This is a genomic window from Faecalibacterium prausnitzii, from assembly GCF_019967995.1.
GTDB classification, from domain to species: domain Bacteria; phylum Bacillota; class Clostridia; order Oscillospirales; family Ruminococcaceae; genus Faecalibacterium; species Faecalibacterium prausnitzii_E.
Genome location: NZ_CP065377.1, coordinates 1,009,195 through 1,027,996, shown reverse-complemented (window position 1 = coordinate 1,027,996; position 18,802 = coordinate 1,009,195). Strand labels below are relative to the sequence as shown.

At 61.3% G+C, this 18,802-nt stretch carries 19 protein-coding genes; 8 read left to right on the top strand and 11 right to left on the bottom strand.

Translation table 11 applies throughout. The features are described from left to right. Positions 1-29: 29 nt before the first annotated feature. Positions 30-755, bottom strand: a complete 726-nt coding sequence (locus tag I5P96_RS05040) for a DUF4366 domain-containing protein (protein WP_223383453.1) — start codon at positions 753-755, stop codon at positions 30-32. A 234-nt stretch (positions 756-989) separates the two neighbouring features. Between I5P96_RS05040 and I5P96_RS05035 the strand changes: the two genes are divergently transcribed. Beyond that, entirely contained in the window at positions 990-1,946 is a 957-nt protein-coding gene (locus I5P96_RS05035; RefSeq protein WP_207686251.1) for a pyruvate kinase, read from the top strand. 90 nt (positions 1,947-2,036) lie between these two features. On the opposite strand, the gene I5P96_RS05030 is transcribed toward I5P96_RS05035, so the two are convergent. The 7 genes from I5P96_RS05030 to I5P96_RS05000 form a co-directional block, all read right to left on the bottom strand. Next, a complete protein-coding gene (locus tag I5P96_RS05030) occupies positions 2,037-2,867 on the bottom strand; it encodes an energy-coupling factor transporter transmembrane component T family protein (RefSeq protein ID WP_223383452.1) in 831 nt (276 codons plus the stop codon). Next, on the bottom strand, positions 2,857-4,581 hold the full coding sequence (locus I5P96_RS05025) for an ABC transporter ATP-binding protein (RefSeq protein ID WP_223383451.1): 1,725 nt from the start codon (positions 4,579-4,581) through the stop codon (positions 2,857-2,859). Before I5P96_RS05025 ends, I5P96_RS05030 begins: the two co-directional genes overlap by 11 nt. A gap of 97 nt (positions 4,582-4,678) precedes the next feature. Continuing rightward, the gene (locus I5P96_RS05020; RefSeq protein ID WP_223383450.1) at positions 4,679-5,230 is read right to left on the bottom strand and encodes an ECF-type riboflavin transporter substrate-binding protein; all 552 of its coding nucleotides are present in this window, start codon (positions 5,228-5,230) and stop codon (positions 4,679-4,681) included. Between the two features lie 133 nt (positions 5,231-5,363). After that, the gene (locus tag I5P96_RS05015; RefSeq protein WP_223383449.1) at positions 5,364-6,353 is read right to left on the bottom strand and encodes a Na/Pi cotransporter family protein; all 990 of its coding nucleotides are present in this window, start codon (positions 6,351-6,353) and stop codon (positions 5,364-5,366) included. Between the two features lie 184 nt (positions 6,354-6,537). Beyond that, complete coding sequence (locus I5P96_RS05010) at positions 6,538-6,774, bottom strand: hypothetical protein (RefSeq protein WP_223383448.1); 237 nt, start codon at positions 6,772-6,774, stop codon at positions 6,538-6,540. A gap of 62 nt (positions 6,775-6,836) precedes the next feature. Then, positions 6,837-7,313, bottom strand: coding sequence for an InlB B-repeat-containing protein (locus tag I5P96_RS05005; protein WP_223383447.1), 477 nt, complete (start codon positions 7,311-7,313; stop codon positions 6,837-6,839). A gap of 195 nt (positions 7,314-7,508) precedes the next feature. Beyond that, positions 7,509-8,582: a sodium ion-translocating decarboxylase subunit beta gene (locus I5P96_RS05000; protein WP_223383446.1), complete on the bottom strand. Its 1,074-nt coding sequence runs from the start codon at positions 8,580-8,582 to the stop codon at positions 7,509-7,511. A gap of 176 nt (positions 8,583-8,758) precedes the next feature. On the opposite strand from I5P96_RS05000, the gene I5P96_RS04995 reads away from it, so the two are divergent. The 3 genes from I5P96_RS04995 to I5P96_RS04985 all read left to right on the top strand — a co-directional run bounded on the left by I5P96_RS04995 (position 8,759) and on the right by I5P96_RS04985 (position 12,361). Continuing rightward, the gene (locus tag I5P96_RS04995) at positions 8,759-9,679 is read left to right on the top strand and encodes an AAA family ATPase (RefSeq protein WP_223383445.1); all 921 of its coding nucleotides are present in this window, start codon (positions 8,759-8,761) and stop codon (positions 9,677-9,679) included. Next, entirely contained in the window at positions 9,679-11,436 is a 1,758-nt protein-coding gene (locus tag I5P96_RS04990; RefSeq protein ID WP_118552641.1) for a hypothetical protein, read from the top strand. Before I5P96_RS04995 ends, I5P96_RS04990 begins: the two co-directional genes overlap by 1 nt. A 196-nt stretch (positions 11,437-11,632) precedes the next feature. Further along, positions 11,633-12,361 (top strand): hypothetical protein, encoded by a 729-nt coding sequence (locus I5P96_RS04985; RefSeq protein WP_223383444.1) that lies wholly within the window; start codon positions 11,633-11,635, stop codon positions 12,359-12,361. 45 nt (positions 12,362-12,406) lie between these two features. Here the strand turns inward: I5P96_RS04985 and I5P96_RS04980 are convergent, their stop codons facing one another. The 3 genes from I5P96_RS04980 to glyA all read right to left on the bottom strand — a co-directional run bounded on the left by I5P96_RS04980 (position 12,407) and on the right by glyA (position 14,991). Next, on the bottom strand, positions 12,407-12,922 hold the full coding sequence (locus I5P96_RS04980) for a cob(I)yrinic acid a,c-diamide adenosyltransferase (protein ID WP_223383443.1): 516 nt from the start codon (positions 12,920-12,922) through the stop codon (positions 12,407-12,409). After that, positions 12,919-13,515: a histidine phosphatase family protein gene (locus I5P96_RS04975; RefSeq protein ID WP_223383442.1), complete on the bottom strand. Its 597-nt coding sequence runs from the start codon at positions 13,513-13,515 to the stop codon at positions 12,919-12,921. Before I5P96_RS04975 ends, I5P96_RS04980 begins: the two co-directional genes overlap by 4 nt. 222 nt (positions 13,516-13,737) lie before the next feature. Continuing rightward, positions 13,738-14,991, bottom strand: coding sequence for a serine hydroxymethyltransferase (gene glyA, locus I5P96_RS04970; protein WP_223383441.1), 1,254 nt, complete (start codon positions 14,989-14,991; stop codon positions 13,738-13,740). 238 nt (positions 14,992-15,229) lie between these two features. On the opposite strand from glyA, the gene I5P96_RS04965 reads away from it, so the two are divergent. From I5P96_RS04965 to I5P96_RS04950, 4 genes are all read left to right on the top strand, one after another. After that, the gene (locus I5P96_RS04965) at positions 15,230-15,817 is read left to right on the top strand and encodes a 5-formyltetrahydrofolate cyclo-ligase (RefSeq protein WP_223383440.1); all 588 of its coding nucleotides are present in this window, start codon (positions 15,230-15,232) and stop codon (positions 15,815-15,817) included. Further along, positions 15,792-16,424, top strand: coding sequence for a cyclodeaminase/cyclohydrolase family protein (locus tag I5P96_RS04960; RefSeq protein ID WP_411703470.1), 633 nt, complete (start codon positions 15,792-15,794; stop codon positions 16,422-16,424). Before I5P96_RS04965 ends, I5P96_RS04960 begins: the two co-directional genes overlap by 26 nt. A gap of 5 nt (positions 16,425-16,429) precedes the next feature. Next, positions 16,430-17,278, top strand: coding sequence for a bifunctional 5,10-methylenetetrahydrofolate dehydrogenase/5,10-methenyltetrahydrofolate cyclohydrolase (locus tag I5P96_RS04955; protein ID WP_223383439.1), 849 nt, complete (start codon positions 16,430-16,432; stop codon positions 17,276-17,278). A 157-nt stretch (positions 17,279-17,435) separates the two neighbouring features. Then, positions 17,436-18,779, top strand: coding sequence for an MATE family efflux transporter (locus I5P96_RS04950; protein WP_223383438.1), 1,344 nt, complete (start codon positions 17,436-17,438; stop codon positions 18,777-18,779). Positions 18,780-18,802 lie beyond the last annotated feature (23 nt).

Sequence of the window (18,802 nt, the reverse complement as noted above, 5' to 3'; positions counted from 1 at the left end):
ATGTAAGGCGGCAAACGCCGCCAGTAAAATTATTCTTCTGCGTTATCCTCCTCGCCGGGTTCCTCCGGCTCATCCTCCATCGGAATCTCAAAATCGCCCTTGTCCTCGGTGTAATCTGCATCGGGGTCAAGGGCTTCTTTTTCTGCCTGCTTTTTCTGTTTCTGCTTCATAAAGGCATAGATGCCGCCGCCCGCCGTCAAGCCGACCAATGCCAGCACACTCAAAAAGGCCGCTGCATACTTTGTAATTTTGTTTTCTTTCGGCTGCTCAGCACCGGATGCGGTTGCTTCTTCCGCTGCCTTTTTCGCTTCTTCCTCGGCCAGCTTCCGTTCCAGTTCGGCCTGCGCCACAGCTTCTTTTTCAGCAGTATAGGCTTCGGCATCCTCTTCTTCCATCAGGGTCAGAAGGTCGGCTTCATCCACCAGATTCATGAAGTGGACGGTCTGCTGTCCCTTGGCATTGCGGTCGATGACCAGATAAAACGTGTTGCCGGACTTCGACACCAGCGTAATAAACTGCTGTCCGCTGCCATCGGAATAGTCGGTGTGGTAGTCGTCCACCAGCGTCAGGTTGCCCTCCGGGGTCAGGGCACCAGAGGTTTCGTCCGTGACGGTGACAACATCTTCCTCCACGACTTCCGGCAGAACAGGCTCCTCCACCGGGGCGGTATCACCCTCATAGGCGCAAGCGGGAGCGGCCATACCGATGCACAGCACCGCCGACAGCAGCAGTGCACCAAACTTCTTAAACTTCATGCTGCACTTTCCTGTATCCTGTTCTTGCTGCAATCTGATTCATTGCAGTTTCAGCTTACAACAAAAAATGAGATAGGCTCCCTTTCGGGGACGTCTATCTCATTTTGATCTTGTCAATATCAGTTGACAGATATTGGCTCTTTGAGTTCCCTGTGTCAACTTTTATTGTACAACACCACTTTTCAACGGCCCGGTTCCATGTTACAATAAGAAAAAACGAAATCGGGTGATCTTTTGGAATTTTATGGCACCATCGGCCCCGCCTGTGCCCAGCCGGAGACCTTGCAGCGCATGGTGGAAGCTGGCATGACGGGCATCCGTATGAACCTTTCCCACGGGCCCCTTTCGGCCCACAAAGACTGGCTGGACATGATCCACGCCGTGGGCATCCCCCAGCTGCTCATCGACCTGCAGGGGCCGGAGCTGCGCATCGGCACACTGACCCAGCCCCTTGTGCTGGAACCGGGGCAGAGCCTCCGGCTGGGGCAAGGGGGTGTTCCCTGCCCGGCGGCGCTGGTGCAGGCGGCCCGGCCGGGCCAGAACCTCCTGCTGGACGACGGCAGGCTCCTTGTGCAGGTTGCCGGAGCCGACGGCGCGGCCCTGCAGTGTACCGTGGTGCGGGGCGGCACTCTGCAAAGCCGCAAAAGCCTTGCGGCGCCGGGGCTGGCGGTAGCCTCCCCCACGTTGACGGAGGCAGACCTGCAAAACCTGCAGCTGGCGGGAGCCTGCGGCGTTACCGGGGTGATGCTGCCCTTCGTGCGGGGGGCCGAGGACATCCGCACCCTGCGCCGGGCGCTGGAACAGGCCGGGGCCGGGCAGATCCGCATTTTCGCCAAGATCGAGAACCTTGCGGGGGTGCAGGCCCTGCCGGAGTTCCTGCCTCTTGTGGATGAAGTGGTCATTGCCCGCGGGGACCTCGGCAACGCCATGCCCCTGTGGGAACTGCCCCGGTGCCAGAAACAGCTTTCGGCGGTCTGCCGGTCTGCCGGGGTGCCCTTTATGGTGGTGACCCAGATGCTGGACAGTATGTGCAGCCGGGCGGTACCCACCCGCGCCGAGGTCAGCGACATCTACAACGCCGTGTCAGACGGTGCTTCCAGCGTGATGCTCACCGGGGAGACTGCCGCGGGGCAATACCCGGTGGAGGCCATGGAGTATCTTGTGCGCACTGCCCGCACTGCCTTGGAATAACCAGGATGAAACGGTTGTTTTCTACGGTGGTTCCTGCAAAGATTATACCGCATTCGCCACCAGGGTGGCAATGAGCCAGCCGCCTGCTCTTTACACAAACGGATTGTAGAACCGCCCGAACCGGATGGTCACGGTGAGGCTGAGGAGCAGCAGGAGCACCCCGACACCCAGCGCGATGAGATCGCGGCGGACGAAGGGCCGCTGGGTGTACCAGGTGCGCTTGTTCATTTTGCCAAAACCGCGCAGTTCCATCGCGTTGGAGATGGTGTCGATGCGGTTCAGGCTGGTCAGGATGAGCGGCAGCAGGATGTTGACGGAGTTTTTGAGCCGCTTGAAGAAGGGTTCCTTTCTGCCAAGCTCCACGCCGCGGGCCTGCTGGGCCTGGCTGATGCTGTGGTAGTCGCGCTGGATGTCCGGAATGTACCGCAGCGCAATGGCCACTGAGTAGCCCACCTTGTACGAAATGCCAATACTGTTCAGGCTGGCCGCAAACTCGCTGGGGTCGGTGGCCGAGATGAACAGGATGGCCACGGGCAGGGCCACGAAATACTTGAGCGAGATGTTGCACAGATAGAACAGCTGCTCAGCCGTCAGGTCATACCGCCAGAACAGGTGGCAGAGCACCGTGCGGGTGCCGTACAGCATCGTACCCTGGTCGGGGTCGAACAGGAAGATGAACAGGTTGTTCAGCAGCAGGAACACCAACATGAACACCAGCATGAACCGCACCTCGCGGAACCTGATCCGGCTCAGCTTGAACGCGGCTAGGCTGACCGCCAGCAGAACCAGCAGAACCCAGGTGTTGTAGGTAATCATGCTGGCAAAGGTGAACAGCAGAAAGAACGCCAGCTTGGTGGTGCCGGTGAGCTTGTGAACGACGCTCTCCCGCGGGAGATAATTCAAAACAGTTTTAGCGGCCATGTTCCCGCACCTCCCGGTCCTGCGCGATGAAGCGCTCCACAAATTCCTGCGCGGGCGCAATGCCGCAGCGGTTGGCCAGCGTGTAGAGGCTGGTCTCCTTCAGTGCGGCCTGCTGGATGAGGGCGGGGTCGCACAGAACGCCCGCCGGGCTGCGGTCCGCTATGAGTTCACCGTCGCAGAAGACCAGCGCCCGCTGGGTGTATTCGAGCATCAGGTGCATGTCGTGGGTGATCATCACGACCGTGACGCCCTGGGCGTTCAGCCCCCGCAGGAACTCCATGATGTCGGTGTAGTGGCGGAAATCCTGGCCCGCCGTAGGCTCGTCCAGCAGGATAAGCTCCGGGTCCAACGCCAGTACGCTGGCGATGGTGACACGCTTTTTCTGGCCAAAGCTCAGCGCCGACACCGGCCAGTTCCGGAAGGGATACAGCCCGCAGATCTTGAGCGTCTGCTCCACCTTTTCCCGGATCTGCGCTTCGGTCAGGCCGGAGCGCTGCAGGCCCAGTGCCACTTCGTCGTAGATCATGGTCTTGGAGATCATCTGGTTGGGGTTCTGCATCACGTAGCCGATGTGCTGGGCACGGCGGCGGATGTTCTCTTCGGCCAGCGATCTGCCGTTGAGGAAGATCTCGCCCGCATCCGGCGTCTCGAACCCGCAGATGAGCTTGGACAGCGTGGATTTGCCCGCGCCGTTCCGGCCCACGATGCTGACCATCTCCCCTTTGCCGATGGAGAAGCGGACATTCTTCAGGGTCGCCTGCCCCTTCTGGTAGCCAAAGCACAGGCCCCGCACTTCCAGCAGCGGTTCCGGAGCCTGGGCCGCTTCCGGCTGCGGATAGGCGGTGAACCAGTTCCGCAGGGCCGTGGTGTCGGCTTCGTTCAGGACGAGGCTGTCCACATGCGACGGGTGCTTTTCCGGGGTGATGTCCACCCCCGCATACCGCAGAGCGGTCAGGTAGAGCGGCTCCCGGATGCCGTTTTCGGTCAGCAGGGAGGTGGAAAGCAGCGCGTCCGGGCGGAGGTCGGCCAGAATTCTGCCCTCGTTCACGAGGACGATGCGGTCCACACTCCGCCAGAGGACGTCCTCCAGCCGATGCTCGATGATGAGCACAGTGGTGTCGGTCTTTTTCTGGATCTCGTCGATGAGCTCCATGGTCTGCTTGCCGGTGGCCGGGTCCAGGTTGGCCAGCGGCTCGTCGAAGAGCAGGATCTTGACCTGATCCACCATAACGCCCGCCAGACTGACCCGCTGCTTCTGCCCGCCGGAAAGCTCATGCGGTGCATAGCCGAGGTGGTTCTCGATGCCCACCAGCTCCGCAGCGCGGCGGGTGATGGTGTGCATCTCCTCCTGCGGCATACAGCTGTTTTCCAGCGCAAAGGCGATGTCCTCGCCCACGGTCAGGCCAATGAACTGGCCATCCGGGTCCTGCAATACCGTGCCCACATGGGCCGACAGCTCAAAGATGCTGCTGTGCGGCGCATCCACGCCGTCCACGGTCAGGGTGCCGGTGCACACGCCGGGGTTCGAAAAGGGGTTCAGGCCGTTGATGCAGCCCGCCAGCGTGCTTTTGCCGCTGCCGGACGGGCCTGCGATGAGCACACGCTCCCCCGGATAGATGTCCAGGTCGATGCCGATCAGCGTGGGACGCTTCTGGGCGCGGTACTGGAACGAGAAATCTCGGAACGAGATGATGGGTTCGTTACGTTCTGCCATGGGCAAATTACCTCAGCTGTTCAAACAAAAAGCCTTTCCTCCGGCGGATGGCCGAGGGAAAGGCTGCGGGTTCCATCCAGGATCGCTCCGGCCGGGATCACTCCTGGTCGAGAGAGCCCTTCTTGGCGATGGTCCTGGTATAGGCCAGCACCAGCAGGCCGCCCACCACCACAGCGGTGATGATGTTGGACACAGCGGCAAAGGCACCCTGCGCAAAGACCTTCTTGGCCGGCTCGGCGTAGATCAGGATATCCAGCACCGGGGCCACCACGACCCAGGCCAGCAGATGGGCTGCGATGTTGGCGACCGTAAAGGCGGCCATCTTCTTTTTGCCAAACTCGCCCTCCTGCAGGTCCAGCTTCTTGGCGAACAGGCCCACCACAACGCCCACGAAGGCCGAAGCGATGACCCAGCTCCACCACGGGCTGCCGCCCCAGGACAGGTCGATCAGGGTGTGGCCGATGAAGCCGATCAGACCGCCGGCCACCGGGCCGTACATCGCGGCCAGCAGGGCCAGAACGGCGTACTGCAGGCTGATGTTGGTGTTGGGCACCGGGCTGGGAATGGCCACGAACCGGCCCAGAACAAAGAACAGGGCTGCGCCGATGCCGACGGCGACCACTGCTTTGATGCTGCTGTTGTTTTTCATATTCTTTCGCTCCTCTTTTTTGCACCGCAGTGTGCGGCATTTTTTTCAAGGCATTGTCAGTATACGACAAGCCGGGAACCCTTGTCAATGGACAAACGGCTCTCTTTGCAGAAAAACCGCCGATTTTGCCGTTTCAGCGGGAGCTTTGGGGCTGCGGCACCAGTTTGCAGACCAGCCGGACCATCACCGGCGTCAGCGGGAGCCACACCAGTGTGCACAGCAGGTTGAACAGGGTGTGGGCGTTGGCGATCTGCCGCGCCAGCACTTCCAGCTCCGGCCCCTTGGGTGAGACGGCCTCCACCAGCCTTGTCATCCAGGGCAGGGCCAGCAGGCAGACCACGCTGCCCGACAGGTTGAAGCAGCAGTGCGCTGCCGCCGTCCGCCGGGCATCCGTAGGCTGACCCACCGCCGCCAGCACCGCCGTGATGGTCGTGCCGATGTTGTCCCCCAACAGGATGGGCAGGGCACCGGCCAGCCCCAGCACACTGTGGATGCCGTCCGGCCCGGCCTGCTGCGCGGCCCGCTGCAGCACCGCGATGGTGGCCGAGCTGCTCTGCACCACCAGCGTCATCCCGGTGCCCAGCAGCAGCCCCAGCAGCGGCGTATGCCGCACCTGCGTCATCCAGCGGAGGAAGACCGGGTGTTCGGCCAGCGGAGCCATCGCGCCGGACAAAACTTCGATGCCGTCGAACAGCAGGCCGAACGAAAACACCGCCAGCCCCAGCTGCCGCGTCCGCTCCCGCCGGGCCAGCAGCCAGACCAGCACCCCCGCAAACAGGATGGGGAACACCCAGTCCGCCAGCCGGAACGCCACCAGCTGGGCCGTCATGGTGGTGCCCACATTGGCCCCGAACACCACGGCCACGGCCTGCGGCAGCTCCATCAGCCCGGCGCTGACGAACCCGATGACCATCACCGTGGTGGCCGAGCTGCTTTGCAGCACCGCCGTGACCAGAAGCCCCGCCAGCGCCCCGGTGAGCGGTGTGCGGGTGACGCGGCGCAGAAACCCCCGCATCCGCTCCCCTGCCGCCTGCTGCAACGCCCGGCTCATGTTCTCCATCCCAAACAAAAACAGCGCCAGCCCACCGGCCAGCCCGAATGCTGCCCGAACGCCTTCCCCCATGTGTCGTCCTCCTCTCGGTGTGGATAACACAAAAATACTCGCCTTCCGGTGGGAAAGCGAGTACATTTTGCAAGGGAGCCGGTCATCTGTCCGTCCGGACGCAGCGCAGGGCATACCGCGCCTGTCCGCCTGTGGTGCAGGGAAACAGCTCTCTGCAGGTCTTGCTCTTTTTTGGGGGGCGTTCTTAGTTCGTGCCGGTCAGCTTGAATTTGTTCAGGGTCTGGATGGTGGTCACGATGACATTGACGTTGTTGACGATGGAGCTGCCAGCAGAGAAGACGCGGGCGATGTAGTTGAACAGGGTGCCAACATTCAGGAAGATCTTCCAGGCCCCGGTATCGGTGATCGAGCCACCGTTCAGGTAGACCATCTCGTTCTCGTCGATCGCGGCAAAAGCAGCGGGCATCTTGATTTCGTTCATAACAGGGATTCCTCTCTTTCAAACATTCGATTCGTTTTTGTGTTTCAGCAATGCAGGCCGACTCAGCCGTGCATCGCAACCAGTGTCACGACCAGGACCGTCGTTCCGACGATCAGGATCTCGCCCAGGTGGTCCTCCAGCCGGAAGGTGCTGGCGGGCTGTTCGGCCGCCTCCGGCTCCGGCTTCGCGGTGGACTCGCGCGACACAGGCGTCCAGTGGGCATACAGGGTCTGCCCATCTTCCTGGAACTCGTACTCAGCCGGCTTGATCTTATCGCCGCCCACAAGATCCGTATACCAGCCATCGAAGAGGTAGCCTTCCATGGTGGGTGTGGGCAGTCTGGAAGTCCGGTAGACCTCCGTGCCGTCCGAAGTTTTGATGCGGTAGACGAAGACGTACTCCGGGGTGCCGATGCCGCCCTGCCGCTCCAGATAGATGGTATAATAGTTGGGGTTGTCCGCAAATGCCAGCGGCGTCACGCAGCAGAGCATTGCCAGCGTCACCACACTGAGCATCAGCCGCTTCAGGAATTGCTTCATCGTTGCTGCCTCACTTTCCAGTCTTGCCGATACCGGGCAGCGCCCTGCGCCGGAACCAGGGAGACCCCACGCCCTTCCGGGCAGACTTTCTCTATATAGGTTATACGATAAACACAGCATTTTGTCAATCGGAACTGCGCAATTTTCGCATTTTCATGTTTTCCGAAACCGCCGCCCCCGCACCGTGCTGCGGCATCAGGGCGCTGCGAGCAGGGAAACCACGGCAGCGGCGCAGGGTCTTCGGCAGAATGCCGCCTGCCAGGTGATGTGTTCCGGCTCCACCGGTTCAAAATAGCAGGAGGAACACGCCGCAGCCACACCTTCTGCCTCATCTGCACTCCCGCGCACCGTGCAGAACACCGCCGTCGGGCCGTCGGCCCCGCCAATGACAGCGATGGCCGCATCCCCTTCCCCCTGCGGTTCCAGTCCATACTTCTTTTCCAACGCTGCCCGTTCGGGCGGCAGATTCCGGGGTCGGCGGCGCGGGTGGTCCCCATCAGCGCAGTCGGAGAGGAAGAAATTTTCGGCAGCCGGGGTCAGGCGGTAGGTCATCATACAGAAGCGGTTGGGCCACTCCCAGCCATCACAGTCCGGAAGTTCCAGCGTTTCCGACCGGACATCCAATGCAGTCAGCTGATAGGTCTGTGCGTTTCCCGGTTCGTGCAGCGTCACCGACCCGCCCACCGCAGGGGTCCGAAACCGTTCCGCCGGGTGTTGTTCCAGTTCCGCTTCCAGCCGCACCTCCAGGACACGGAAGCGCTTCGGGCAGCTCTTCCGGCTCCGGGTCGCCCAGGGGTAGCTTTCCCGCCAGAACTTCCAGACCGTCGTTTCATCCAGCCCATAATGCCGCAGGAACGCTGCGACTGTATCATCGCCGGCCATCTCTCCCGGAAGATAACCCACCCCGCAGCCATCTCTGGAATGCAGCCGCATCCCATTCAGTTCCAGCTCCGCGCAGAACCCCACATTCAACGGATTTTCCTGTTCCATCTGCTGTTCCTCGGCTCTGGTCAGGGTGCGGCTGCATTCGCCGTCTTCGGTCAGGCCCCATTTTTCCATATAGGCCCGCAGTTCTTCCTGCGGCACCTCCATCGCAAAGTCCACGACCAATCCCTGTCGGCACCGGTAGACCGCCGGGATGCGCCACTTGTACCCATGCCATTCAAATTCGCGGTCCACGCGCAGTTCCTCGCCGGGGTCGTTTCCCTCCTGTGTTCCCCAGAAATTTTTCCCAAAGCAGACCTTCCAGCGGCGGTGTTCGTGTCTCATGGCAGTTGTCCCCTTCCGTTTTTCTCTATTTTAACACCATTTCATCGGCCCCGCAATTTCTTTGCGAATTTTTGCCGGTTCCCAGCCGCCTGCCCCTACACAAACGGCGGCGGTTGTGCTATGATAAGGCTGAAAAATCGGTTTGGCACTGCCAACCCATGAAGAAGGTGTCGTTCATGTCTGATCTGCTTGAGACCCTGCGGCAGGAGGGCGTCGATCCCGCACTGCTCTCCGCTGTGGAAGAATACCGCGCAGCCCACCCGCTGGCCGAGGCGCTGCGCCCCCGCATCCCGGTGTCGGCTTTTACCTATTATGGTAAGGACGTCTGGGAGCAGGCTCTGGCCGCGCTGCTCTGCGGCGAGAACCTGCTGCTGGCAGGCGGCAAAGCCACCGGCAAAAATGTGCTGGCCGAGAACCTCTCCGCCGCCTTCGGCCGCCCTGCGTGGGACATCTCGTTCCATGTGAACATGGACGCTGCCTCCCTCATCGGCATGGATACGTTTGAGGGCGGCGCGGTCAAGTTCCGGCCCGGCCCGGTCTACCGCTGCGCCCAGTGCGGCGGGTTTGGCGTGCTGGACGAGATCAACATGGCCAAAAACGAGGCACTGGCCGTCCTCCACGCCGTGCTGGACTTCCGCCGCGCCATCGACGTGCCCGGCTATGAGCGCATCCCGCTGGCCGAGGAGACCCGCTTCATCGCCACCATGAACTACGGTTATGCGGGCACCCGTGAGCTGAACGAGGCGCTGACGTCCCGCTTTGTGGTCATCCAGATGCCCACCATCACACAGGACAACCTCGAAAAGCTGCTCCGTGCCCAGTTCCCCGACCTGCACGCAAACTATGTCCACCAGTTCGCCCTGCTCTTCCTCGACCTGCAAAAAAAGTGCGACAGCGCGGAGATCTCCACCAAGGCGCTCGATCTGCGCGGGATGCTGGATGCGCTGCGGCTGATCCGCCGGGGCGTCCCGGCCGGGGCCGCGCTGGATATGGGCATCACCAACAAGGCCTTTGATTCCTACGAGCAGGGGCTGATCCGGGACGTCATCGCCGCCCGCATCCCGGCGCAGCTCACTGCCGCAAAGCTGTTTCGCTGATGGAAGCGCAGAGCTACACCGCCGAACAGCGGCGCGCAGCCAATCAGGTCTGGGCGGCAGCCGGTGCCTATGGGTTTGAGCCGCTGTTCCTTGCACACAACACCGACGGCACGATCGATTTTTACATGAACTGCATCGTGGGCCTGGTGCACAAATATTACGGCGACGATCTCATCCGGAGCCTGTTCGGGCTTTGGGATGGCGACATCCGGGAGGCCGAACTCGACGACCTGACCTGGCTCTACCTCGAAAGCGCAGCCTATGCGCTGGAGCTGCCCCGCCGCCCGGTGCTGGCCGAGCTGCGCCGCGCCCATGCGGACTACTTTTTCGGCATCCAGTACAAGCTCTCCCGGCAGGAGTGGATGGCCAAAAACCAACTCGTCTACACCATGCAGGCAGACCGCTGGCGCACCGTGCAGGGCCGCCGCCCGCCGGTGATGACCCCTTACGAAGCCGACCTTGCCGCCGCGCTGGCCCCGCAGACGCCGCCGGAACCGGCTGCGCTGAAACCGGCCCTGCTGGCCCTCTTTGCCCGCGCGAAGCTGTTTGACGGCACCGTGCACAAAAAAGCCGCGCTCCACCTGCATCTCGAAGGGCTTCTGGCTTCGCTTGCCACCAAAACGCTCCCCACCCAGATGATCAAGACCGACCGCGTCATGGTCGAACATTCCAGCGCGGTGGATGCCGCAGGCAGCGGCGGGCTGACGGTGGACAAACGGCTGGCCCGCATCACCCTCCGGCAGAACGCCGCCGAAGACCGCGCCTACATCGAGAGCTGTTTCGGGCGCTCCCTCTACCCGCCGGAACGGCTGCGCAAGGCCGAGCAGGAGCTTTGCACCGGCGATCATCTGGGGTGCCATCTCTGGTTCGCCGCCGGTGTCCCCAGCCCCGAACAGGCCCCCACCCCGGAGGCAAAGCATCTGGCCGAACAGGCGCAGCTGCAGGCCGACCGGAACCGCGCCTACTACGCCAAGAACCGGGAGCTGCACCGCAGCGTCGTGCTGCGGCTGACCGAACAGATCCGCAACTGCATCCTCGTGCACCAGCAACCCCATGCGCGGGTGGCCCGCAGCGGCAGTCTGGACCCCGTGCGGGTCTGGCGGGCCCCTGTGCTGGACGATGCCCGCGTCTTCCGCTGCGCTGAGGAGGAGAACCAGCCCGCCTTCACCGTAGACCTGCTGCTGGATGCGTCGGCCTCCCGCCTGCACTGTCAGGAGGTCATCGCGGCGCAGGGCGTCATCCTTGCCGAGAGCCTGACTGCCTGCGGCATCCCTGTGCGGGTCAGCTGCTTTTCCAGCCTGCGAGGCTACACGGTCCTGCGGGTGCTCAAGGGTTTCTCGGACAAGAACCTACAAAACATCCACCAGTATTTCGCCTCCGGCTGGAACCGCGACGGCCTGGCCCTGCGGGCCGCGGGCGACCTGTTGGACTTTGCACCCGGCCCCGCGCCGCGTCATCTGCTCATCCTGCTGACGGATGCCTCCCCCAACGACAGCCGCCGTGTGCCGCCCTCTTCGGAAAACCCGCTGGGGCACGACTACGGCGGGGCCTTCGGTGTGGACGATGCCGCTGCCGAGGTGCGCACCCTTCGCCGCAAGGGGCTGCGGGTCTCCGCTGTCTTCATGGGCGAGGACCGCTCCATCCCCGATGCCGAGCGCATCTACGGCAAAGATCTGGCCCGCATCCGCGGCATGGACCAGCTGGCCCGCGCGGCCGGGCAGCTCATCCAGAACGAGATCCGCGAGCTGGGCGATTGACTCCTCGCACCGGAAGACCGGGACTGCATGTTTGCGGCCCCGGTCTTTTGGTTACAACCATAGTGTTTATCTCTTTCCCCAATATGCAAAAATATTTTTGCAATCCTCAAACTTTTAGTTGTAATCTGTGACAACTTATGCTATAATACAGCCAGAAAAGAACGAATCAATGGTTGTACGAGGAAGGAGACCCGCTATGGATGCCAATCGTTACTTTGAGCAGATGCACCAGGTCATGTCCGCACAGAAGCGCGATTTCTCGTTGATTTTGAGCGTAAAGGTGCAGGACCTTGGCGGTGCAGACGCCTACATCGAGCTGCGCCGGAACGCATCCGGCCACGCACGGGTCTTCTATTCCACCATGGGCCGCCGCAACCTCAACTTCCAGTTGTTCCGCAAGGGCTGGCAGTTGTGCCACAACGCATCCGGCGAGATGACCGGCCGTTTCCCCACCAAGGCGGACGCCCTGTTGGACGCAGCGGACTTTTCCGCCTGCATCCGGGACGATGCCTTTGACCCGGCCCGCACGGAATTTCTCGTGAACCAGCTCCGACTTCTTTCGGACACCTCCTGCCCTCCCCTGCCGCAGTCGGCCCGCGAAGGGGCGCTCATCACCGTGGACAGCTTTGTGGGCCGCGGCGGACACTGGTGCTATTGGAGCACACAGGCTGCTGACTGCCTGCCGCTCGCCGCGCTGCTCTGCTGGCTGGGCGATTTTCTGGCCGGGAGCGAGCGCCGCACCCTGCAAAACTGCCCACAGGCCATGGAGCTGGCCGCGCAGTGGCAGGCGGAGCTTTGCTCGCCCTTCACCCGCCCGGCGGACGCTGTCCGTTCTCCGGCCCAGCGCCCGGCCCAGCGCCGCGCCGCCCCTGCCGCGCAGAACCCCCACTGGCAGAGCATCCTGGCGGTGCTGGCCACCGTATGACAAAAGTGCCCCGCCCTCTGGTTTTCCAGAGAGCGGGGCACTTGTTCAATATTCGATTCCCTGCCGGGCGGCGATGCCTTTCTGGTAGGGGTGGCGACAGCACTTCATCTCGGTGCTGTAATCCGCCGCATCCAGCATCCACTGCGGCGCGGCGTGTGCCGTCAGAACGCATTCCTGCCCATCCGGCCGGTTCAGAACGGCCGATTGCAGCAGCTCTTTGTCCACCATATCCAGTTCCCATGCGGAACCGGCCTCGTCCAGAAGAAGCAGATCGGCCGGCTGGGCCATGGCAGCCCGGAGGTTCTCATTTTGCAGCGCCCGCGTAGCCGCCTTTTCGGCGTCGTTCATCTGGAAGACGAATTTCTGCCCGGCCTTGCCGCGGTAGACTTTGACCCCCAGCTGCTCCAGCAGCGGGATCTCGCCGCTTTTGCCGCCCTTCAGGAACTGCACGATGACCACACGCTTTCCGCTGCCCAATGCACGCAGCGCAAGACCCATGGCGGCTGTGGTCTTGCCCTTTCCATCGCCCCAATAGAGATGCAGCAATCCCCGCTCCATCATGCGTTTTCCTCCGTGTACTGGACGGTTTTCACCACGTGCAGAATGTGTTCCGCCTTCCAGTCGCAGGCGTCCAGCACATAGCCGCCTGCGTTGGGGCCGCACCATGCGTGGAAGGTCTTGTGCGGCACCGCGAACCGCTCCATTGCGGCCATTTGGGTGCCGCCGTGCGCCACGATGACCAGCCGCTCCTCGCCGTCGGCAAGTGCCTTGTCCACCAGAGCGGCAAACGCCGCGCAGACGCGGTCACAGAAATCGCTCTTTCGCTCCCCGTCCGGGTGAGCGCTGGCTTCGTTCTGCCGGACCCACTCCAGATACTCCGGGTCCTGCTCCACACGGACGAACTTCTGCCCCTCGAACCGGCCGAAGTTCATCTCCTTCAGCCCCTCCACCGGCACCAGTTTTGCATCCGGAAAGAGGATCTTTGCCGTCTGCGACGTGCGCTGCAGCGGCGTCACGTAGACGACCTCCGGGGAAAAGTCCGCCCGCCGCAGCTGGGCCGCGCTTTCGGGCGAAAGCGGGATGTCCCGCTGGCCCTGATACCGTTTCTGGGCGTTGTATTCAGTTCTGCCATGGCGCAGCAGATAGATCCACATGGTGTTGTCTCCTTTTTCATCCTTTTGCCGCCCCATTATAGCCGATTTCCGCAAAAGATACAAGCCGCCCACGGTTCATTCCTTTCCCCCCCTGCCACAGCATTCTTTTTGGTTTGCAATATCCAACCACGCGTATCCGTATGACACGCCTGCGCGCCTTTTGTCAAGCGCAAAAAGCACCCGCCGCAGAATGTGCAGCAGGTGCCGGAAATTTGACCGTTCTTATTCGTACAGGGGGAACGCCTTGGTGAGCGCCAGAACGCGGGCGGAGATGTCGTCCCGCTTCTCGTCATAGTGCCAGATGCAGTCGGCAATGCAGTCGGCGATGATCTTCATCTCTGCCGGGCCCATGCCGCGCGTCGTGACGGCAGGGGTGCCCAGACGGACGCCGGAGGTCACGAAGGGGCTGCGGGTCTCGCCGGGCACGGTGTTCTTGTTGGCCGTGATGTGCACACTGTCGAGGCGGGCTTCCAGCTCCTTGCCGGTGCACTCCTCCTCCCGCAGGTCGAGGAGCATCAGGTGGTTGTCGGTGCCGCCGGACACCAGCTTCACGCCGCGGGCCTGCAGCTCAGCCGCCATGGCCTGTGCATTCTCCACGATCTTGCGCGCATATTCCTTGAATTCCGGCTTCAGTGCCTCCCCGAAGCAGACGGCCTTTGCCGCAATGACATGCTCCAGCGGGCCGCCCTGGGTGCCGGGGAAGACGGCGGAATTGATCCGCTTGGCCAGCACCGCGTTGTTGGTCAGGATCAGGCCGCCGCGCGGGCCGCGCAGGGTCTTGTGGGTCGTGGTGGTCACAACGTCTGCATAGGGCACCGGGCTCTGGTGATAGCCGCCCGCCACCAGACCGGCGATGTGGGCCATATCGACCATCAGGTAAGCGCCATAGCCGTGGGCGATCTCGGCCAGCTTTTCAAAGTCGATGGCGCGGGGGTAAGCCGACGCGCCCGCCACGATGAGCTTCGGGCGCACCGTTCTGACCTGCTTTTCCAGCGCCGCATAGTCGATGACGCCGTCCTCGTTGACGCCGTAGGAAACGAAGTGGTAGTTCTTGCCGGACATGTTCACCGGCGAGCCGTGGGTCAGGTGGCCGCCCTGCGACAGGTCCATGCCCATGACGGTATCGCCGACGTCCAGCAGTGCAAAGTAGACGGCCAGGTTGGCCTGTGCGCCGGAGTGCGGCTGCACGTTGGCATACTTGGCCCCGAACAGCTTGCAGGCGCGCTGAATGGCGATATTCTCCACCTCATCCACATAGGCACAGCCGCCGTAATAGCGCTTGCCCGGCAGACCCTCGGCATACTTGTTGGTCAGCACCGTGCCCATTGCAGCCATCACGGCAGGCGAAACGATGTTCTCGCTGGCGATCAGCTCGATGTTCTCCCGCTGGCGGGTCAGCTCGCGGCCCATCGCCGCAGCCAGCTCCGGGTCAGCCTTGCCCACCAGACCGATGGTGTCCATCATTTCATCGTACATTTTTACTACCCCTCTCTGACAGATCGTTCCGGGCAGAGCGGCTCCGAAGTGAGCCTTGCTCCCCTCCTCTTTATGATAACAAAATCAGCCCCCATGCGCAACCATATTTTCGCCTAAACCCTTGCTTTTTTTGCGGCCAGCGTTTATTATATCTGTATAAAAATCCGTTCCCGCGTTTGTGCAGCTTTTCAGAATCAGCCTGCACAAACTCCGACGGAAACGAGGGAGGAAACCGCAGATGGATCATTCCCTGCAAAAAGCAGCCCAGCGCAAAGCGGGCATTGCCGCACGGCGGGCGCTTTCCGCCGCCGCACGTTCTGCCGCAGACGCCGCGCTGTGCCGCCGCATCGCAGCACTGCACTGCTTTCAGAACGCCCGGACGCTCCTTGCCTATGCCGCCTTCGGCGGGGAGGCAGACCTGTCCGCTCTGCTGGCGGAGGCCGTGCAGCAAGGCAAGACCGTCGCCTATCCCATCTGCGGCGCGGGCTTCACCCTGACGGCCGCTGTGCCCGGCCCGGACGGCTGGGAGGTAGGTGCATACGGCATCCGGACCCCCATCCCAGAGCGGGCGCAGCTGCTCCCGCCCGAAGCGCTCGACATGGTGCTGGTGCCCTGCACGGCCTTTGATGCCGCCTGCCGCCGCGTCGGGATGGGAAAAGGCTACTATGACCGCTACCTGCCCCGCTGCCGGAACGCCGTACTGCTTGGCGCTGCCTTTGAGGTGCAGCGGGTGGAGCAGGCCGCTGTGGACGTGCACGACCAGCGGCTGGACGGATTTGTAACAGAGGAGGGGATCTATCGTGGAATTGATGAATTTGAGCTGTGAAGCGTTTTTAGAAGACCTTGCCGGCAACGCCCCGACACCGGGCGGCGGCGGAGCCGCAGCTCTGGTGGGTGCCGCCGGAGCCGCCCTTGGCAATATGGTCGGCAGCCTGACCGTCGGCAAGAAAAAATATGCCGCCGTGGAGGCGGACATCCTCATCCTGAACCGCCGTGCCGCCGCCCTCCGCAAGCGGCTAGAAGGGCTGGTGCAGGCCGACGCCGACGCCTTTGCACCGCTGGCCGCAGCCTACAAGCTGCCCAAAGAGACCCCGGAGCAGCAGGCCCACAAAGCCGCTGTGCTGGAGACCGCGCTGGAAGGGGCCTGTGCTGTGCCGCTGGAGATCATGTCCGCCTGCTGTGAGGGCATTGCGCTGGCGGCGGAATACGCCGAAAAGGGCAGTGTGATGGCCGTATCGGATGCCGGGTGCGCCGCACTGTTCTGCAAAGCCGCCCTGCAGGCCGCCGGGCTCAACGTCTCCATCAACACCCGGCTGATGGCCGACAAAGCCCACGCCGCCGCCCTGAATGCACAGGCTGACGCCATGCTGGCGGAGTTTGTGCCGCAGGCCGACCAGATCTACGAGAAACTCACACATTCATTGAGGGGGTAATTCTGATGGCAACGATTTTGAAGGGCGCGCCCGTTGTGGCCGCCATGAACGAAGCAAATGCCGCCCGCTGTGCTGCAATGCAGGAAAAGGGCATCGTGCCCACGCTGGCCGTGGTGCGCGTGGGTGCCCGCCCGGACGACCTTTCCTACGAAAAAGGTGTCCTGACCCGCTGCGGCAAGGTGGGCGTCGCCGTAAAGCAGTTCCTTCTGCCCGAAGATGCTGCGCAGGACGCGCTTCTGGAGGTCATCCGGAAGATCAACGCAGACCCGTCCATCCACGGCTGTCTACTCTTCCGCCCTCTACCCAAGCAGTTCGATGACCGCGCCGTCCGCGCGGCGCTGGCTCCGGAAAAGGACATCGACGGCATCACGGACGGTTCGCTGGCCGGTGTGTTCACCAACACCGCCATCGGCTACCCGCCCTGCACCGCACAGGCCTGTCTGGAGATCCTGAAGTATTATCAGGTGCCGCTCTCCGGCCGGCGGGCCGTGGTCGTGGGCCGCAGCCTCGTGGTCGGCAAGCCCGCCGCCATGATGCTGGACCGGGAAAACGCCACGGTGACGCTCTGCAATTCCCGCACCCAGGCCTTGCCCGCCCTCTGCAAAGAGGCCGACATCGTGGTCGTTGCCATGGGGCGGCAGGGCTTCATCGGCAGCGACTGCCTGCGCGAAGGCCAGGTCGTGGTCGATGTGGGCATCCACGTCAACGCAGAGGGCAAGCTCTGCGGCGACGTCCGCTTTGACGAGGCAGAACCCCTCGTCGAGGCCATTACCCCGGTACCCGGCGGCGTGGGCACCGTGACCACCTCCGTGCTGGTCGGCCATGTGGTGGATGCCGCAGAAAAAACGCTGTAACAAACGATAGCAATTCAACTTTTTATAGCAGTTTGCGTTTTTAATGCACAAACAACACCCGCAAACTGCATATCGCAAAGATGCCGTTTGAATGTTGCGCTCATTTCTTGACTTGCGATAAAATTTGCGATAAACGATTTTTTGAAGGAATGTAATCATGTCGAAAGATGAATATTTGATCACAGATCCACCCCTGAAAGCGCTGACTGTTTTTGCGATGCCGATGATCCTTGGCAGCTTTTTTCAACAAGTATACAATATGGCCGATTCCATAATAGTTGGTCAATTTGTTGGCTCCTCGGCACTTGCGGCTGTTGGTGCTTGTGCTGCACTGACCAATGTTTTTATTTGTGTGGCGCTTGGTGCTGGTGTGGGCGCAGGTGTGCTTGTAAGCCGCTATTTTGGTGCAAGAAATTATGGTAGAATGAAAACCATTGTGTCAACGTCCCTGATCAGCTTTTTGATCTTAAGCGTTGTCCTTGGTGTCTTTGGCTTTTGCTTTTCCCATTTCATGATGAGCGGATTACAGACCCCTGCCGATATATTGGAAGAAGCAGCATTGTATCTGCGTGTCTACTTTGTGGGTTTCCCGTTTCTATTCATGTACAACATTCTTTCCACCATGTTCACTTCCATCGGTGAATCCAAAATTCCGTTGGGACTGCTGATATTCTCATCGATCCTGAATATTTTTATGGATCTCTGGATGGTGGCTGGCCTTGGTCTGGGGGTGTTTGGTGCAGCCCTTGCGACCTTGATCGCACAAGGAATTTCTGCCGTGTTTTCGTTTTTGATCTTTCTGTCTCGGATGCGGCAATACAAGAGCTCCTTTCGCAGGTTCGACCGGCAGGAGCTGTATTCCATGCTTCGCATTGCGGTACCATCGGTTTTGCAGCAGTCCACAGTGTCTATCGGTATGATGATCGTGCAGGCAGTGGTAAATCCCTTCGGCACACAGGCACTTGCCGGGTATGCGGCAACGATGCGGGTAGAAAATGTTTTTTCGCTGATCTTCGTATCCATCGGCAATGCAGTTTCGCCGTTTGTATCCCAGAATCTTGGCGCAAAGAAAATTGAGCGTATCAAAAAAGGTTATCATGCTGCACTGGCGTTGGATCTATGCTTTGCCGTTCTTGCTTTCGTGGTCATTGAAACACTGCACACACAGATTTCCTCGTTGTTCTTGGGAAAAGACGGAACCGCGTTGGCCTATCAGGTGTCCGGTGATTATATGAGATGGCTTGGTTACTTTTTCATCTTCATGGGCATCAAGATGGCAACGGATGGCGTTCTTCGCGGACTTGGGATCATGCGGCCGTTTCTTATTGCAAATATGGTAAACCTTGCAATCCGCTTGTCTGTTGCTTTGATTTGTGCACCGCGTTTTGGCATTGCCTTTGTTTGGCTTGCAGTCCCGGCAGGTTGGCTTGCAAACTTCCTTATTTCCTATGCGGCGCTCAGAAGATCGTGGCCAGAAGATAAAGCAGCGGTATCTCAATGATTTCATGCAGTGGAGAGGTGCTT

Excerpts from the sequence above, each read along its gene's own strand:
- I5P96_RS04980 (WP_223383443.1), bottom strand. The coding sequence starts at position 12,922 with ATGATGGAGCGGGGATTGCTGCATCTCTATTGGGGCGATGGAAAGGGC.
- I5P96_RS05020 (WP_223383450.1), bottom strand. The coding sequence starts at position 5,230 with ATGAAAAACAACAGCAGCATCAAAGCAGTGGTCGCCGTCGGCATCGGC.
- I5P96_RS05025 (WP_223383451.1), bottom strand. The coding sequence starts at position 4,581 with ATGGCAGAACGTAACGAACCCATCATCTCGTTCCGAGATTTCTCGTTC.
- I5P96_RS04950 (WP_223383438.1), top strand. The coding sequence starts at position 17,436 with ATGTCGAAAGATGAATATTTGATCACAGATCCACCCCTGAAAGCGCTG.
- I5P96_RS05000 (WP_223383446.1), bottom strand. The coding sequence starts at position 8,582 with ATGAGACACGAACACCGCCGCTGGAAGGTCTGCTTTGGGAAAAATTTC.
- glyA (WP_223383441.1), bottom strand. The coding sequence starts at position 14,991 with ATGTACGATGAAATGATGGACACCATCGGTCTGGTGGGCAAGGCTGAC.
- I5P96_RS05005 (WP_223383447.1), bottom strand. The coding sequence starts at position 7,313 with ATGAAGCAATTCCTGAAGCGGCTGATGCTCAGTGTGGTGACGCTGGCA.
- I5P96_RS04985 (WP_223383444.1), top strand. The coding sequence starts at position 11,633 with ATGGATGCCAATCGTTACTTTGAGCAGATGCACCAGGTCATGTCCGCA.
- I5P96_RS05010 (WP_223383448.1), bottom strand. The coding sequence starts at position 6,774 with ATGAACGAAATCAAGATGCCCGCTGCTTTTGCCGCGATCGACGAGAAC.
- I5P96_RS04955 (WP_223383439.1), top strand. The coding sequence starts at position 16,430 with ATGGCAACGATTTTGAAGGGCGCGCCCGTTGTGGCCGCCATGAACGAA.
- I5P96_RS05040 (WP_223383453.1), bottom strand. The coding sequence starts at position 755 with ATGAAGTTTAAGAAGTTTGGTGCACTGCTGCTGTCGGCGGTGCTGTGC.
- I5P96_RS05015 (WP_223383449.1), bottom strand. The coding sequence starts at position 6,353 with ATGGGGGAAGGCGTTCGGGCAGCATTCGGGCTGGCCGGTGGGCTGGCG.
- I5P96_RS04990 (WP_118552641.1), top strand. The coding sequence starts at position 9,679 with ATGGAAGCGCAGAGCTACACCGCCGAACAGCGGCGCGCAGCCAATCAG.
- I5P96_RS05030 (WP_223383452.1), bottom strand. The coding sequence starts at position 2,867 with ATGGCCGCTAAAACTGTTTTGAATTATCTCCCGCGGGAGAGCGTCGTT.
- I5P96_RS04975 (WP_223383442.1), bottom strand. The coding sequence starts at position 13,515 with ATGTGGATCTATCTGCTGCGCCATGGCAGAACTGAATACAACGCCCAG.
- I5P96_RS04965 (WP_223383440.1), top strand. The coding sequence starts at position 15,230 with ATGGATCATTCCCTGCAAAAAGCAGCCCAGCGCAAAGCGGGCATTGCC.
- I5P96_RS04995 (WP_223383445.1), top strand. The coding sequence starts at position 8,759 with ATGTCTGATCTGCTTGAGACCCTGCGGCAGGAGGGCGTCGATCCCGCA.